Below are 16746 nucleotides of genomic sequence, written 5' to 3' on the forward strand. Positions count from 1 at the left end.
GGAGATGTTATTATGGATAGAATTTTAACTGTCTCAAGTTACGGTATTTGTTTATTTTCATTAGACGTATTAGAAGATTTTTTAAAAAAAGAAAAAGTTAGGTCAAAAAAACTTTTAAAGAACTTTCAGGATAATCATAATCGATATTTAACTTTACTTACTGAAGGTATTTGGATTCCTTTTTTACCAATAGACTCTATAAAATATGTAATCAAGCTTGATAACTATAATCAATCATTTGACGATGAATGGGAGGAAAAATTAGTATATCATGACTTCAATATTGAAGTTAAAGATACATTATGGATTGCTAGTATTGGTTTATTTTATGAATTCGATAAAAATAAATTTATAGGAAATAATGAAGTATCATATCAAACATTAGATGGAATTACATTAAATTCCGGATTTGGGTATAATGTGTCTTCTGGTAAATATTCGGTATCTATAAAGGGCTATGCACGTAAGAATAAATTAGATTATCCTAATGCGAATTATGGTTTTTTGTTTTCTCTTGTTAAAGTAAATGAATTTGAAGGTTTTAATGATCCACGTGAAGATGAAAGATACAACTTTAATGTGGCAGATATGGATTAAAAATTAGATTAGATAATATTCTAAAAAACTGATAAAACATATTTTTCTAAAGGTTTCAACGTCAATAGAATTACCATAGATAAGAAAATACTATAGGGGATCTATTCTGTAACAGATCTTTAGTGTATTAAAAGATTTGAAGTTAAATTAAAAAGGGCAATAAATCCATTTAAAAGGATTTTATTGCCCTTTTGATCTTTATATCTAACTAAAGCTAGCTTATGATGCTGATCGAAACCTGAATCAAGTGACATTACCAGACGGGACAAGTTCGACATAGGAGTATGACCATCGTGGGAATTGCACAAAAACGACAAATCCTCTAGGGGCCACAGAGAAATTCCGTTATGATAAATTGAATCACCTTGTACGTGCAAATTCATCAGATGGTAACGATGTTCAATTGAAGTACAATGCCTATGATGATGTCGTGTTTGCGAAAGATAATCATACACAAGTAGCCTTTGATTACACCATTCTTGGCAGTGTAATATCTCGAGAACAAGGTGGGAAGAAAGTTAAATTCACCTATGATACAGAAGAGCAGTTAACCGCTGTTATCAACGAAAAAGGCGAAGCGTATCAGTTTGAACGTGATACGAAAGGCAATATCATTAAGGAAGTCGGCTTTGATGAGATGGAAAGAACGTATGAACGAAGTCTGGCTGGATTGGTTCAGAGAATTCAACGTCCAGGTGATCGTTGGACAGCGTATCAACATGATGATCTAGGGAATATCATTCGAGCTGATTATTATGATGATACATGGGAAACGTTTGGCTATGACAAAAATGGTTCGTTAATTGAGTCTGAAAATGAGCATGTGAGTGTAAAGCTAGAGCGAGACCCATCTGGACAAGTGATCAAGGAGTGGCAGAATGACCATTGGATTGCGAGTAGCTATGATGAATTAGGCAGCCGTTCACAGATTACGAGTAGCCTAGGTGCAAAAATCGATGTCGCTCGTAATAAAATGGGCAATGTGTCACAAATCACAGCCTCTCGCTCAGAGCAAGAACAATGGACAGCATCCATGCAGTACAATGAACTTGGTCAAGAAATTGAGAGAATCTTACCAGGGGATGTCATCAGCAAATGGCAGTATGATACTACAGGTAGACCGACGCACCATAGAATAAATAGTCAAAACCGTGATACACGAAGACGAGCGTATAATTGGGATGTAAATCATCGATTACGAAGCATGGTAAACGAGTTAACCGGTGTAAAAGTTACCTATGGTTACGATGAATTCAGTAACCTCGTCTGGTCCAATCAAGGCGGTCAATTTGACTTCTTACACCGCAGTGTCGACGATGTCGGGAATTTGTATGAAACGAAAGAAAAGACAGATCGTGTCTATGGCGCAGGCAGCAGATTGCTTGAAACGAAAGAGGCTACCTTCTCTTATGATGATGAAGGGAATCTGGTTGAGAAGGTTGAGAAGAATGGTGATACGTGGAAGTACGAATACGATGGCAGTGGTATGATGTCGAGAGTCACACGACCAGATAAGATGGAAGTTACTTTTAAATATGATACTTTAGGTAGGCGTATTGAGAAGAGTTTTGATGGGAAAACTACTTATTTTATTTGGGATGGCAATACGACTTTGCATGAATGGGTTGAAGATGGTGGCTGTACTTGTGAATTATGTACTTTGAATACGTCTACTAATAATGAAACTCACCATTCAGATGATGTTTCCAAAAATTTGGTAACTTGGATATTTGACCCTGGAACATTTAGACCCTCAGCTAAACTTACGAATGAAGGCAAGTTTAGTATTATAACGGACTATCTTGGCACACCAGTTGAGGCGTATGATTCGAAAGGAAATAGAGTATGGTCAAGTGAGTTAGACATTTTTGGACGTGTTAGAGAATTTACAAGTAAGAAAGATTTTATACCGTTCCGTTATCAAGGACAGTACGAGGATGTAGAAACTGGTCTTTACTACAACCGATTCAGATACTACTCGCCAATCGAAGGGATATATACACAGATAGATCCTATTGGGCTTGCTGGAAATAATCCAACACTGTATGGGTATGTAAATGATCCTAATGCTTGGCTAGATATACTTGGGCTTTCATGTACAAAAGAGCTTAAGAAAAATATGAATAGAGCTAACAAAGAGCTGGGCAAAACAGAAGGATATATGAAAAGGGCTTGGCGTAAGGAGAAAGGCTCTGCTGCGCATCATATTGTAGCTGGTGATGATCTAAGGGCGCAACCTGCAAGGGATATCTTAGCTCATTATAAAATCGATATAAATTCAGCTGATAATGGTATTTATTTGAAACACATAGACCCTAATAGTAAACAACCAGGCGCATATCATAGGGTGATTCATACAAATATATATTATGAAGATGTAAACAAACGAATAATCAATGCAAGTAAAGCAGGAGGAAAATCCGCCGTAGAAAAAGAATTAGAGAGAATTAGGAATGAACTATTATTTGACAAGAAGGTGTATTAGCTGTGAATATTTATGAAATTAAAAGTGACTATGAGGTTTTTAAGTTTTTTGTATTTAAACCAGGAAGTACGTCTAACTATTTAAACTTTGAAGGTCAAAACTTAGGGGATAATTGGATTCCTTTAGAGTTAGAAATTTTCGAAGAAAAAGGAAAGAAAAAGGATAAACGATTGGAAGATTTTGATGCTTCATGCTATTTTGATGGTATCTTAATCGTGAATAATGACCTTAAAAGGATTTTTGAATCTAATTATAGTGAAGAAATAGAAGTTTTGCCAGTTAATACAGATAGAGGCCCGTATTATTTTATAAATGTAACTAATAAAATTATATCGATAAAAAATGTAGATAAAATGTCTTCAGACGAAATAATGGAAATGGTAAGAAATAATAGGTACGTATTTGATCTTCCAATCGTAAAAAAACAAGCGATATTTAGAGATAGTAAAATGTCAGCGAGCTATTTTGTTACAGATTCTTTTATTGATTTAATGAATAATAATCAAATCAAAGGATTACGATATGAAAAAGTTGGACATGCAGAATAGTGTGAAAAGCAATATTTTCACATGTGAAACGAAAATATATGTAAAACAAAGGGTACTACTCAATTGTCTCTGGAATTTTAGGTACATTCGAGCTGGAAATATCATATGTTGTTCCTAACAATCAGTTTAATGATACGTTTCCAGAAACGATCATTGCGCTACTTATTGAAGTGCAGGACACAAAAAAATGCTGTTTGTTTAAAAAACATTGAGCTCAAACTTTGATAAAATTAGTCTAGGGAAAATAGGTTTAAAGCTGTAGGCTCTAGCGGAAAAAAGATAGGGAATGAATATAGAAAATTATTTTCGTTTATGCAAAAAATCCTAGAAAATGCTTTTGTAAATAATTTGGCATAGTCATGAATTGTATCATAAAGAACTGGTCAAATTTTTTATATACCGAAAACGTATGTAATGAAGATGCTCCTAAGCTCTTCATTACATACGATTTTTTTGTTAGAAATGAAATTTACTTCTCTTGTGCATATACTGAATACCGTTATTCGAAACCTGAAACCAGTGTTTTGTTACATGGTAAAATCATGGGGGATAGTTGGACAGCGTATCAGGTCTAGGAAATATCATTTGGACTGATTATTACGATGACACTTGGGAAACGTTTGGCTATGACAAAAATGGTTCTTTAATTGAAACCGAAAATGAGCATGTGAAAGTAAAGCTGGAGCGAGACCCATCTGGACAAATGATCAAGGAGTGGCAGAATGATCATTGGATTACGAGTAGCTATGATGAATTAGGTAACCGTTCCCAGATTACGAGTAGCTTAGGTGCAAAAATCGACGTCGCTCGTAATGAAATGGAGAATGTGTCACAAATCACAGCTTCTCACTCAGAGCAAGAACATTGGACAGCATCCATGCAGTACAATGAACTCGGTCAAGAGATTGAAAGAATCTTACCAGGAGATGTCATCAGCAAATGGCAGTATGATGTAGCAGGTAGACCGACACACCATCGAATAAATAGTCAAAACCGCGATACACGAAGACGCACGTATAATTGGGATGTCAATCATCGCTTACGAAGCATGGTAAACGAGTTAACGGGTGTAAAGGTTACCTATGGTTACGATGAATTCAGTAACCTCAAAGGAGATTTTATGAGTATAAATAAGTTGATTGAAAATTTTGAGTGTCCATTAATTAATGCTTTTTTCTTTTCTAATGAAGATATACTAGTTTTAGATAATAACAACGAATGGATAAGAGTGTTATGCAAATCGACAATTGAAAGTTTTTTCAAGTACAATGATGGAGATTCCGTATGTCATTTTGATATATTGAAAAAGTATGAAACAGATGATTTTACTGTAAGCATTGGAGAAGGTAGTTTTGGAGGAGACGGTATTGTTCAATTGAATGATAAAACAGGAAAATTAATTTGGTTCTTATTTTTAGATAATAGTAATCCTTTTATAAAAGCAGAATTAGAAAATGATTCTATTCAAGTAACAAGTACAAAGGGTATTAAAATTAAAATTCCAATACGTAACCCTGAAAAAATCTCCATTGTAAAATAAATTGATATGCAATACCCTAGTTGTCGACTTTAATTCTAACTATCTAGGTGTTACAAGCTTGCCTATGACAGTCAAGGCAAGCTTGTATGGTCAATGGAGCTGGATATGTAAAAGGTTAGAGAACTAACCGGAGAGCAGGATTTATTCCATTTAGATTCCTGGGTCAATACCATGATTTGGAAACGGGATTATACTATAATCGCTTTCGCTATTATGACCTAGAAATGGGTATGTACACCCAACAAGACCCGATTGGATTAGCTAGCAATAATCCTACTTTGTACGGGTATGGTCGAGTATATCCTTGATAACATCATGATTCATACCATGTTTATCCATATGCCTGTTGAATCTGGATTCTTTCAGGTCACCCGTAAAGTTTTTTCTGAATTTTTCTAGTCTTTTTGCACCTTTACATTCACTTAATCCGAATGGATCACAATCCAGATAATATTTTTTATCATAAGAACAATAATCATTTACTATTCTATAAAGATGGAGATGTTGTAGTAGTTAGCGGAAAGGACTCTGGCATAATAACTGCTTATGGCAAGTCTGATGCTGCCGGAGTGTATAAAGACATTAAGTCTATAACTGATAAGCCCGCAATTACTCAAATAGAATGAAACTATGAATAATATAACAAAAATAGTTAATGGTGGTTACTACTGTATAGAGTGGGGAGAATCAGTTTATGCTTCTGATGAAATACAAGATTATTGGGAAGCAGATAGATTCGGAAATGTTTGTAAACTAAACATTCAGCTACTCTATAATTCAGGTTCTAAAATTCTGCAAAATGAACCTAAAGTACTAAAAGTATTAGGTGAAAAACAAAAAGAAAAGATAGAATTAAATTTTCAAGTTTTTTTGGATAAAAACAAAAAACTTGATAATGTACGTCAATTTCTATATAAGGATACTATTATTTTTACATATTCTATTGAAAATGAACTTTATTTAGCTGAAAGTTATATTTTCAGGGAATTAACAGAAGATGTATTTATAGTTTTTGATGAACAAATGACTTTAAAATATTTGATTCTTGAAAAAACATCAACATTTAATTACCAAAACATAAACAACGATCTATACAATTTAGAAGCAGAAACAAAATATGATTTCATTAAATTATATTTTAAAATTTACACTTACAATCAGAATGATGTAGTTGAAATACAAAATTTAATAGATGAGATAATAAGTTTTAAAAAAAATACAGAAAATCTTGATTTAGGAATCAGCGTTTTCTTAAATGAAGAAATAACCTATTTAAAAGATGAATTAGTTGATTCAGAGGAATTGTAAAATATTAAATGATACAAAAGAGAAGTATAGAGATATTAGTTAGAAGAACTAGATTGACTGTAAGAGGCTAGAAAATGGTTACAAGATAATAAGTAAACATTTTTAACTTGGAAGAAAGTGGGTTTTGTTGTACAACCAACAATTATGTATAGGGTTAGTAGAGATGAGCAATTGAAGTAAGAGCAAAATAACTTTTTGGATATATTAATTATAACCTTGATTGGCTAACCACCTTTCAAGGTTTTTTGTTATGGTTAAAACAATACGACTTTAGGAAGACAACCCATATTTACAATGGAAAAGCGGGGAATTAGGTATTCATTATAACAAACATGTAGTAAAACAAGTGGAACTTGGTGATATCTCTAAGAATGAGTATCATGATCTTATGGAGCAATTTCTAGCAGATGAATCTCCGGGTAACCAGCTAAAGTTGATCTAGCTACTAATCGAGTACTTGCGGGACATGCTAAAGATGGAAAGATTCTTTCGTTTTATAAAGCACTTCCTGAATTCGTTGTAGAGGATCCTTTTACAGATGCAGTTAATTACGCGCTTGAAAAAACAAAACTATCAAAGTCAGAGGTTAAGTAAAAATGTTAATATTTAGTAGGAAACATGCGTTAACAAGTTACGCGATATACAAAATCTCTTCTTTACCCAAAAACGAAATCGATAATATCCTTTGTTCCGATTATTTGGATGAGGAAGGTGAAACAAAAGAATATGATAGTGTTTACTCTCCAAATGTTCAAAACTTTTTAGTTGACCATTTTACTACTATCATTCTTGTTGGAATTTCAAATAACTTTTTAAAAAAATTTCTTGAAGATTGTTTTAAAGACGATGTAAATATAATTGGAGATGAGGAAGTTTTATATAAATGTCCATGCTGTGGGTATCTTACTCTTTCAACTCTAGGCGAATATAAAGTGTGCCGCGTCTGTATGTGGGAGGATGATGGTGGATCGGAAAATGATATCGAGCGTATTAGTTCTGTAAATCATTCTTCAATTAAAGACTATAGAGATAAGCACCGAATGCTTCTTGAGCCAGAAAATATCCCGTATAAAAAAGGTGACTAAATCAATTGTATTTGTATTATAGAGAACGCTCGACTTTCGATCGTCAAAAGCGAGAACTATATTTGTAGTTTGTGGTTATTTTTGCTTTTTAGTCTAAAGGGAGGTTTCGATAAAGGTGAAGACAAAATACCTAGATATTGTATTACTAGAAGATTTACCTTTTGTAGATTTAGTAAAAAAAATAGAAAAAGTTTTTAACGTTTCATTACCCTATGAAAATAAAAAAGGACGATATATAGCAGAAGGCCAAAAAGGCAGATATAAAATAGAACTTATTGATAGATTTGATGATCTTAGTGAATTTTTGTGTGATGAGCATCATGTACTTTCTCTTAGTATACATTTTGAAGAAGAGTTTAATTACATTGTGATAGAAAATGAAATAAAGAAGCTATTAAAAAATTATGATATTAAATGGAAATTCGGAATTTGGAAAGATCCAAGTGAACCAATAGATAAGAATAGAAGGGAAATATTCCCTTGAAAATAGGCTTTTACTTAAATATTTTTTCAATTTAGGTGATTAAAAAAGGATTTTCAATTAAGTTCAAAAAAGGAGCATTAATTATGAAAGAAGCTAAAGACTTTTTATTTTTCTGGGGAAAGCAAGATGTATTTTCTAACTTTTATTACTCACCATTTAAGCATCAAGGACAACTTTTTAAATGGAGTGAACAAGCTACTAATGAACTTCCTGATGTAGAAGTAACCTATAGCGTTGAGTATGGGAGATAAGGCTTTAAGGGATCGAGGAAATGCTGAATTAAAAAGTTATAGGAGAAGTGAAAGTGTGGATATTGATATTCGTGAGATTTGTGACTACTATGACTCTGAAATAAGAAACTATGATTACAATGAATTAGTAAGACTTGGTGTAAGTCATGATAATGCTGAGTTTATGGTCAGTATCGGAGTGCCAGAGGAATATAATGATTTTATGTTCTATGGATCAGATACTTTTCAAAAAACATTAATTGAAGGCGTACAGTATATTAAAATTGGTCATTTTGCAAGTTTCGGTATGCGTAACTCATATGGATTGTATTTTAAAGAAAGTAGCAGTGAATTTTTTACTACTTCATCCCTTCATGAACCTCATTTATATATGATAAATAAAGATTTGAGGACATTTTTTTTGTTCCATTTAATAAAAAATGAATTGGTAATGAAAATGAAACAAGAAAATGAATATAGTACACAAAAATATACACATGAACTTCAACAGATGTTTGACCAAATTGATCCTTTAGCAATGAAAGACGTTGAAGGATTCTGGTCACATTTGATAGAAGACTATGAAACAGATTTGTAGAAAACAATAAGAACTATATTTATCCATTTGTTGCAACTATTCTTGAAATGGTTTTATAGTAGAACGAACAACGCCACAATGCGAGCTAACCGTCGTGTTGTGGTTTTTTCATTCTATGGACTAGCGGGTGGCTCTTAAAAGCTCTCTACTCATTGCCGAATGAAAATTTCGTCTTTATGGTGTACGCACATCAATGCTTACAAAAGGAACTACTTCTAAAACACCTAGTGGTAGTCAATCAAAACCAACACCAACACCAACACCAACACCAACACCAACACCAACACCAGATTCAAAACCAGTACAAAATCCAATACAAGTCAAAATCAAAATAAAGATCCTAAAGAACGAGACGAGACTAAGGGGACGTGTAAGTTCCAAAGGTTAAACTTACTGAACCTTCTCTACCAAAAGGCAGTAAACCTAAAGGGAGCTATGGTGAAGGAGATCCCCACGGAATAAAGAAACAAAATGAAACAGCCGATTTCTTGGCTGATAATGGTTATAACGTTGAAATGTTGGATGAAATTGACGGTGAGAACGGTTATGGCATTATAGAAGGATCGAATCCAGATTTTCTAATCGAAGGGAATGTATTTAAACAGAAACAATATTAAGAAAAGCAAATCCTAATGGTGATTTAAAAAGGTTGGAAGAATTATTGATAGTGAAGGATGGCTCAATTACAAGATTATTTGGGGGGGAGAAGTGAGATGGACTGTGCATTATTTTTAGTTTCTAATATAGATCATAAAGCATTAAAGAGAACAATTTATAGTATAGTAAACGAGACAGTTACAGAGAACGTAACTTATTATGAAAATTCTTCTCGGCTTAGCTGTAAGTACTTCACAATGGATATTGAAACAGAAGATATTACTAGCATTGATTTTCTAAGATAAGAGTATAAAATGGAAATTGATACGGAAGTAGGGATACAATTATTTGGGAAAACATTTGAGGAAGGGTTAGAGGTTTTATTTCAAATTTTCGGTGAAATTTTGATCGCTTTTAATCCTGATATGGTCTTTATCGAAAATGGCTCAGATCAATTATTTAGAAAAGAGAATCACACTGTGATTATAAATTCAGACTTGGATCAGTATCAGAAAAAGTATCTTTCAAGCAAGTTAATTAATCACCTCAAAACTCCTTTTATTTACAAACAGTTGTAGATACTAAAAAGGTACGATTGCATAAGTTTATGTAATATTACTTACAGTCTTATTAATAATGCCGCAACGAAAGCAATTTGCCCATGTTGCGGCTTCTTTTATATCCGTTGTTTAAATCAAAATTAAGGCAAAAACTATTCGAATGACAGAATATTACAGGGGGGGATTGCTAGGGTATATGTTTAGGGAGGAAACTAGACTAGGAACATATGATAAAAATTTAAACAGGATTGGTGATTAATATTAATTATTTTTGGCAAATTTCTAAGTATAAAGATGACGAACATCCATTAAATTCACAAGGTGGAAACCCTATCTGGACATCTGTTTCTGATATAGGAAAAAAATACAATGGGATAATATTTACAGTAATTGAATATTTAACTACAGAAGACTTGTTTATTAAAGCTATTCAGGTTTTTATGACCAATTCAACTTCTCTTAAATTAATTGTTAAACAACTTGAAAAACCGCTAGGCTTGGAAGCGATTGAAGATAGTATCGAAAAAAAGGGATTTTCCTTGGAAGAATCCAAAGAAATGCTTAATTTTTTTCAAAAGGCTGAACAAGGGATGAGTATAAGTTTTAATGAAGTAGAACTTATTACTCGCTTGGCTTTAAGGGAGTATGTTTGGGTGCAATTAGAATCAGAAACAATGTTTGTGAGATTTGATTATGATTATTATGTTGATATTGGTAGTACAGAAAAATGTGATGAGGCTGTAAAACAAGTGTGTGAAATGAACCTGTCAGTTAATCTATGGGACAAACCTTATCCTTTTAGTAGTTCTATTTAAGTAACAGTACCTTGATTGGCTATATGAAGTGTACCCTTTGTAAAGGACATTTTGAAAAAAAGCTAGGCAAACTTTAAACTGTACCCTGTCGAGTAGACACTTAAAAAAAGTCTCTCGATAAGGTACAGTTTAATATTGATGCAGTTTTAATAAATGCTGATTAATATGTCATGACCCCGGGTAAGGCTTTGTTCATAAAAATCGATTAACTGATCGAGTTCCGCTATAAGTTCTGCGAAAAGTTCCTCAGCTTCATCGTCTGCCCAAATATCCGGATAAATCTGTTTCGCTCTAAAATCGGCTGGCTTGAATTGTTGCTGCAAGACGGTCCTATCCATAGAATGAAGAGCTTCTAAAATGCGGGGAAGCTCTTCAGAGCCAATGACGCTGACGAACTCTTCAGTATCCAGCACGTGGACTCCGACAATGGCCTCGCTTAATGGGTGGTCCTCAATCGGCTGCGAGGCAGAGATCCCTGTTAGCAAACAATGCAATCCGTCCCATAATTTATCCATTTCATATACGGGACAGCGTAGTTTTTCCATAAGCTCCTCAATCTTCTCAACGATATGGGAATTGTCTAACTGGGCAATTTCATCCGCTAAAGCATCGTTTAATGATAAGTAACAAGCCATGATTCCCATCGTGTATCCGCTCCTTTATTTTCTATCATTTTATTCATAAACCAAAACGGCAAACCTCTTCCATGTTGTGGGCGTCTGATCCGCTTTATGCCTATATTGACGATGTAACCCGCCAATTTCGCGGTTTCCTTAGTCGATCATACTATTCTCAACATCAAGTAAAAGGGAAACGCGTAAAAATTTGTTCCCCAATGCTAGCTATTCAGCATCGATGGAAACGTATTGTTTTTCTATATCAGATTACCATATTTTAGGTAAGTTTGATAGTTTTCAAGGCACACTTTACGGTAAAACAAGCTGCAACCATTGATACATCTGGCCACTCTCCCTATAAACATCTAATATTTTCTTGTTATGATAATGTTTTGGGAGTTGTTTATAATGACTATATGTTTGTTTTCCTAGAAAACTAAATGACCATTTTAAAAGAAGGACAGTGTATGTCGATGTACTGCCAAACACTTTCTTTCTTTGGAAAAAGAACTACTAGTGATTGATTCGGCAACAATTACATAGGCAAGAATCTTGGGCACTTTATCATGGCGAACGTTAAGGGGCGTTAGGTATGACAACTGATATCAGAGAAATTATCGTTCAATTAGAGTCGCACCGTCTTTGGATCGAAACTATTGGCGAACAAGGAGAAAAACTGGGTATAGATGAGTTTGATTTGCGAAATATGGATTTGTCCCAGTATCCACTAGACCAAGCGTATATAACTGCTTGTACCTTTGATGGCATGGATCTAAATTACAAGGATATTTCGTCATCTTTACTATGTTCATCAACTTTTATATCTGCAAATTTAGAAGGAGCAGATTTTTGTAAATCTAATGTCTCATATGTAGACTTCACAAATGCCAATATTAAAGTTGCTAGATTTGCTGATAGTGAATGTATCGAAACAGTGTTTGTTAAAGCTGATTTATCAGACGCTAATTTAGTAGCTGGACTTTTTGACGAGACGGATTTTCGTAATGCAGTTTTATTAAATGCTAATATACGATTAGCAACGTTTGAAAGAGTATTGTTAAATGGGGCTATTTTAACTGGAATTCATGGGATAGAAGAGGCTTTTATAAGAAGTATTAATATTGGAACTCCAGAAAAGCCAATAATTTTAACGAGTGAAGAAGCAAAGAAATGGTTACAAAATAACAGTTTGAACCATGAGTAGAATTTAAGGAATGCACTCAGAACACTTAAAAAAACTTACAATCACGCTTGATAAACTTTCAAAGGCTAATCCTACTTGAACTATGAGTTAGGAAAAAGCCTTTTTTGCATACAAAGAAAGCTTTAACAAAAGGCAGCGAATCAGCTGTAAATTCATCGAAAAGTACAAAATTAACTTAAAACAAACAAAACAAAAAACAAAGGATAAAAAATCGACACTGTTAATGTTAGACAAGCTATATCAACCGTAGCTGATTCATTCCAGGCGTCGGAAATGCCAAAGCAACTTTTGAAGCTGCCTTTGGATTCGATCCAATTGCAATGAATAAATTGAGTGCAGTGATCGAGGAATTGCAGTAGCAGCAGGTATCTTTGGTGGTGGTATTGCTAAAGTAGCGGAGAAGGAGGGGAATTTACTTATAATTTACTCTCTAAAAGCAAGAACAAAGACTCTATGAAAAAGGTGGGTAATAATCCTGATATTCATCTAAGTTTAGATGGTACAATCAGAGTAATGTCTAGAGATGGAAAGACTTCGTTTGATACTAATTGGCCTATAAAAGATTTTCTACCGTAAGAAAGGTGATAGCTATGTCATTTGAATTAAATATATTAGTGGTTAATCAAAATAAACCATTACCAATTCCATTTCCCTCTTTTATAGAAGTAATAAATGAAGTGGACGATAAAATGGTTTTAAGATTGAATTGTACATGGAAATTTATGAGTCAAACAAAAGGGATTTGGTACTCATTAGTTAAAGAAGATGATGGGATTAAAAATGCATTTTTACTTTGTACTTCAGATTTTGAAATAGAGTCAGAAAAATTACCTATTCCTTTTTGGATTGACGATGAGGATGTTATTTATAACTTAACTCCATTAGTTATTCATAAAGAATATTTGGAAGAGTTTGAAGCAATATTAGAATTTTTAATTAAACAATCTCCAACTAATACCTTAATGCTCTTAGCTAGATATCAAGGTGCTGATTATGAGATTATTCAAGGAACTATATCACGTAGTAATTTTATTCACCATTTAAAAAATAAAAAAATATTGTTTAATGTATGCTATATAATCACTAATGATTAATTGAAAGTTATCCTTTAATAACCTTAATTGGCAATATGCCTTTCAAGTTTTAAAGGGGGTGGGCAATTGAATCTGTAAATGCATATGTTAAAGAGGATGCTGTTGTTTTAGTAAATGTACAATCAAATGAAATTTTTACGTTCTTAAATAAAAGAGGAGACCGACTATCGAGTAAATTACTAGAGGAATTAGATTTACTGAGGTGATGGAAGTGAATAATTATATAAAATCTTTTACGAAAAAAATGGATAAATTACTATGGAGAGAGGAATTTACAAATATAATCTATTTACATGATAAGGAAGACAATGAACGTTTAGACCAAGTTATTTTTTTAAAAAAGAATAACGAAGATGTCGTAGGTTTTTACATCAGAGGAAATAATCCATTGATTTCTGTAAATAAAGTATATAGTTTGGATGATTTTAATCTATATGCAACTTATGATGAATTAATTGAATATGAAGAGAAAAATTTTAAGCTTTTTAAAACAGAATGTATCAGACTATACTTTAATCCTGATTATAATGAGTTATTAGGAATTTATTTATCTGATATTGATGGATTCCGTTCGCTAATCATTCTTTTTTTACAAGATGAAATTCAAATAGTAAATGACTGCAAAATATCAGATATAGATACTGTGTTTGAAAAATTTTCTCTTCAAGTTTCAGTTGGTAACCTGATAGTATACGAAAAAATAAATCCTAACAGTGTCTGGATGTTATTATAGGATAATCAAGAAAATTCTAGTTTGAGATAGCTTAGTAAGGTAAGAAATAAAATAAAATCAGTGTCGGTCCTTGTGAATTTTTACCAACTTTAAAGAGTAGCAAAATCCTTTAGAAATTGGATTATATTGCTACTCTTTGTTATTTAAATCGTTATGTGATGGATTTTTTTCCTTAATTTGAAGTAGGGGTAATCACGGGTCTCTGGGGAGAAGGTTCATCACGATCATCGAAGCAATAAAGCTAGAAAGCCTTTAAAAAGGTGAAGAGAAAAATTAACAAATGTATAAATATTGTCAAGAGGCAATGGATAACGGTATTGAATATTTAACTAGAGATGGGCAACAGGTAATACAAGGCACCACATCGAATGGATTAAATTTTGAAGGATGGAAAAATAAAACTACAAGTGAAATAGAAAGCGTATATCCAGTATTAGAACGGATAAATTATGGTAATTAGGAGGGTTTTCATGTTAATAGACAGACAGCCAGTCATTCAAGATTTTTTTTCTTTTTTGAAGAGTGATTTACTCAATGTACTAGAGTGTATATCCAATGGAGAGCCGTGGCAAGATCATATGATGGGATATGAACTTCCAGAGCATTCTGAGGAGATTGAATTTAAAGAAGGCATAATGATATTTAGTAACACTGCATCATATAACGAAATCATTATGAACAGTTCAGATTTCTATGGTTGTTTGAAAGAAACGTGTATGGAATTTGTTGGTGAAAATCCGGAACAGAAAGACCGAGTGCATTTACTTTTGGACAAGATAAAGGCCGTTTTAAATTTGTGAAAATTTCACACTGAGTTGAGTAAACTTATCAATCAACCAAAAATACATGAAAAATAGGTAGGTTTACAAAGTGACAACAAGATTCTACAATACAACCAACAAGCGATGAGATAGATTTTCGAGGCTTCAATTTAACAGGATATCCTTTAAATCAAGCATTTTTGACAGCGTGTAAATTAAACGGGATGAACCTAAGTAATATGGATATGTCAAATTCCACCCAGTTCAAACAACTACTGCGATAAAAGATTCAGCAATAGACTCTATTGATAAAAATTTTATTAATAGTAACGAATATTCTCGAACATACTATACAACTAGTACCATATTAAACATTGGCAAGAATTTCTATGGTAAAAAAGGTGCTGGTCTATTAACGAATGTAGGGGATATTCCGAATTCTAATAGTACCAGATTCAAGACAGCCAAACCCAAATAAAGATCCTAAGAAGCCTAGATGGTGAAATTACTGGATGGTATGAGAAAGGAGATTAATATGGAGATAACATATTATTTTTATAACCATTTCCATAGTAGAGAGGGGATTGAAGACTTTCTTCTGGATCAAGTAAAAAATATAACTGGAAATGAAAATAATCTAAGTTATACAAAACAAGAAGAAAGTGAGGAAGGTGAAGGAGATACATTATATGTTGAATGTGATTTTTTTAGTTTCACTACCACATTGTTTGATGTGAAGAGTGTATCTCGAGATTATGATCTTAAAATAAATTATGGATTAGAATGTAATATTTATGAAAATGGAACTAGGAAATTCATTGAGTTTCTAGGAAATTTTTTAAAAAGTAATATAGGGCATGCTTTGCTTTTAAAAAACTCTGAATATAGAGTATTGGAAAGAAAAGAGAATTTTTTAATTGTAGACAGTCACTTTTTTTATTCTGATTTTGAAGCGTTAAATTTGCCTTACATTCAAGGGATATACAAAAGCTTCTGGTTAAAGATTTATGGTAACTTTACTACAGAAGAGATTAAACTTGAAAGTATAAGATTAGTTGAGAACCATAAAAATGAAAGCATGGTTGGAGTAATAGAAGATCCAGATTATTTGTCCGAGTTTTCGATAAATTGGGTAGACTTACAGTTTCAAATTAGTAACGTTGGAACTGCGATAAATATAACTTGTAGTCATATTTTTACTTTCAATGATGAAACAAGACTAAAGAAAATGTTATGTCTTTTTAAAAAGTTCACAACCAAATTTACTGGAGATTATCGTTTGATGCTAATACAAGGGTACTGGGAGCAAAAAAGAAGTGTTTTGTTAGAAAGAAAACGCGGTAATTTAATAGTTAATGACCAGCTTGAGGAAGCAACATTACTGCATGAAATAATTTAAACTAAATTAATAATAAACTCAAATTATTCTTATTTATAAAAAATAGGGAAGTGAACTTTCGAGATTACTTTGTTTCATAAGCTTATTCCAC

21 protein-coding genes and 1 pseudogene are annotated in these 16746 nt (G+C 32.8%); 21 read left to right on the top strand and 1 reads right to left on the bottom strand.

Features of this window, described 5'->3' with window-relative positions:
• Window positions 1-12 precede the first annotated feature (12 nt).
• The 14 genes and pseudogenes from ACB089_RS08715 (at window position 13) to ACB089_RS08780 (ending at window position 10847) form a co-directional block, all read left to right on the top strand.
• Window positions 13-597, top strand: a complete 585-nt coding sequence (locus ACB089_RS08715; protein ID WP_374966071.1) for a hypothetical protein — start codon at window positions 13-15, stop codon at window positions 595-597.
• 295 nt (window positions 598-892) lie between these two features.
• Window positions 893-1201, top strand: a pseudogene (locus tag ACB089_RS08720) (hypothetical protein); the annotation flags it as partial.
• Between the two features lie 369 nt (window positions 1202-1570).
• Window positions 1571-3082, top strand: coding sequence for an RHS repeat-associated core domain-containing protein (locus ACB089_RS08725; RefSeq protein WP_374967527.1), 1512 nt, complete (start codon window positions 1571-1573; stop codon window positions 3080-3082).
• Window positions 3083-3084: 2 nt separating this feature from the next.
• Window positions 3085-3630 (top strand): imm11 family protein, encoded by a 546-nt coding sequence (locus ACB089_RS08730; protein ID WP_374966072.1) that lies wholly within the window; start codon window positions 3085-3087, stop codon window positions 3628-3630.
• Between the two features lie 553 nt (window positions 3631-4183).
• Window positions 4184-5170, top strand: a complete 987-nt coding sequence (locus ACB089_RS08735; RefSeq protein ID WP_374966073.1) for an RHS repeat domain-containing protein — start codon at window positions 4184-4186, stop codon at window positions 5168-5170.
• A gap of 158 nt (window positions 5171-5328) precedes the next feature.
• Window positions 5329-5478 (top strand): RHS repeat-associated core domain-containing protein, encoded by a 150-nt coding sequence (locus tag ACB089_RS08740; RefSeq protein WP_374967528.1) that lies wholly within the window; start codon window positions 5329-5331, stop codon window positions 5476-5478.
• 322 nt (window positions 5479-5800) lie between these two features.
• Entirely contained in the window at window positions 5801-6478 is a 678-nt protein-coding gene (locus tag ACB089_RS08745; RefSeq protein ID WP_374966074.1) for a hypothetical protein, read from the top strand.
• Window positions 6479-7074: 596 nt separating this feature from the next.
• Window positions 7075-7563 (top strand): CPCC family cysteine-rich protein, encoded by a 489-nt coding sequence (locus ACB089_RS08750; protein ID WP_374966075.1) that lies wholly within the window; start codon window positions 7075-7077, stop codon window positions 7561-7563.
• A 115-nt stretch (window positions 7564-7678) separates the two neighbouring features.
• Window positions 7679-8047 (top strand): hypothetical protein, encoded by a 369-nt coding sequence (locus ACB089_RS08755; protein ID WP_374966076.1) that lies wholly within the window; start codon window positions 7679-7681, stop codon window positions 8045-8047.
• 83 nt (window positions 8048-8130) lie between these two features.
• A complete protein-coding gene (locus tag ACB089_RS08760; RefSeq protein WP_374966077.1) occupies window positions 8131-8298 on the top strand; it encodes a hypothetical protein in 168 nt (55 codons plus the stop codon).
• A 55-nt stretch (window positions 8299-8353) separates the two neighbouring features.
• Window positions 8354-8875, top strand: coding sequence for an SUKH-4 family immunity protein (locus ACB089_RS08765; RefSeq protein WP_374966078.1), 522 nt, complete (start codon window positions 8354-8356; stop codon window positions 8873-8875).
• A gap of 193 nt (window positions 8876-9068) precedes the next feature.
• Complete coding sequence (locus tag ACB089_RS08770; protein WP_374966079.1) at window positions 9069-9263, top strand: hypothetical protein; 195 nt, start codon at window positions 9069-9071, stop codon at window positions 9261-9263.
• A gap of 523 nt (window positions 9264-9786) precedes the next feature.
• On the top strand, window positions 9787-10050 hold the full coding sequence (locus tag ACB089_RS08775) for a hypothetical protein (RefSeq protein ID WP_374966081.1): 264 nt from the start codon (window positions 9787-9789) through the stop codon (window positions 10048-10050).
• Between the two features lie 233 nt (window positions 10051-10283).
• Window positions 10284-10847, top strand: a complete 564-nt coding sequence (locus ACB089_RS08780) for a hypothetical protein (protein ID WP_374966082.1) — start codon at window positions 10284-10286, stop codon at window positions 10845-10847.
• A gap of 146 nt (window positions 10848-10993) precedes the next feature.
• Here ACB089_RS08780 and ACB089_RS08785 read toward each other — a convergent pair whose 3' ends face one another.
• Entirely contained in the window at window positions 10994-11491 is a 498-nt protein-coding gene (locus ACB089_RS08785) for a YfbM family protein (protein WP_374966083.1), read from the bottom strand.
• A 565-nt stretch (window positions 11492-12056) separates the two neighbouring features.
• On the opposite strand from ACB089_RS08785, the gene ACB089_RS08790 reads away from it, so the two are divergent.
• From ACB089_RS08790 to ACB089_RS08820, 7 genes are all read left to right on the top strand, one after another.
• Window positions 12057-12668 carry a pentapeptide repeat-containing protein gene (locus ACB089_RS08790; protein WP_374966084.1) on the top strand — a complete coding sequence of 204 codons (612 nt, stop codon included), beginning with the start codon at window positions 12057-12059 and terminating at the stop codon, window positions 12666-12668.
• Between the two features lie 257 nt (window positions 12669-12925).
• Window positions 12926-13027, top strand: coding sequence for a hypothetical protein (locus ACB089_RS08795; RefSeq protein WP_374967529.1), 102 nt, complete (start codon window positions 12926-12928; stop codon window positions 13025-13027).
• Between the two features lie 231 nt (window positions 13028-13258).
• Window positions 13259-13762 carry a hypothetical protein gene (locus ACB089_RS08800; protein WP_374966085.1) on the top strand — a complete coding sequence of 168 codons (504 nt, stop codon included), beginning with the start codon at window positions 13259-13261 and terminating at the stop codon, window positions 13760-13762.
• A 211-nt stretch (window positions 13763-13973) separates the two neighbouring features.
• Window positions 13974-14495 (top strand): hypothetical protein, encoded by a 522-nt coding sequence (locus ACB089_RS08805; RefSeq protein WP_374966086.1) that lies wholly within the window; start codon window positions 13974-13976, stop codon window positions 14493-14495.
• Between the two features lie 304 nt (window positions 14496-14799).
• Window positions 14800-14955, top strand: coding sequence for a hypothetical protein (locus ACB089_RS08810; protein WP_368636599.1), 156 nt, complete (start codon window positions 14800-14802; stop codon window positions 14953-14955).
• Window positions 14956-14965: 10 nt separating this feature from the next.
• Window positions 14966-15295, top strand: a complete 330-nt coding sequence (locus tag ACB089_RS08815; RefSeq protein WP_374966087.1) for a hypothetical protein — start codon at window positions 14966-14968, stop codon at window positions 15293-15295.
• A gap of 496 nt (window positions 15296-15791) precedes the next feature.
• Complete coding sequence (locus tag ACB089_RS08820) at window positions 15792-16655, top strand: hypothetical protein (protein WP_374966088.1); 864 nt, start codon at window positions 15792-15794, stop codon at window positions 16653-16655.
• Window positions 16656-16746: the final 91 nt, after the last annotated feature.

The organism is Lysinibacillus sp. RS10, from assembly GCF_041956855.1.
Classification (GTDB): Bacteria; Bacillota; Bacilli; order Bacillales_A; family Planococcaceae; genus Lysinibacillus; species Lysinibacillus xylanilyticus_A.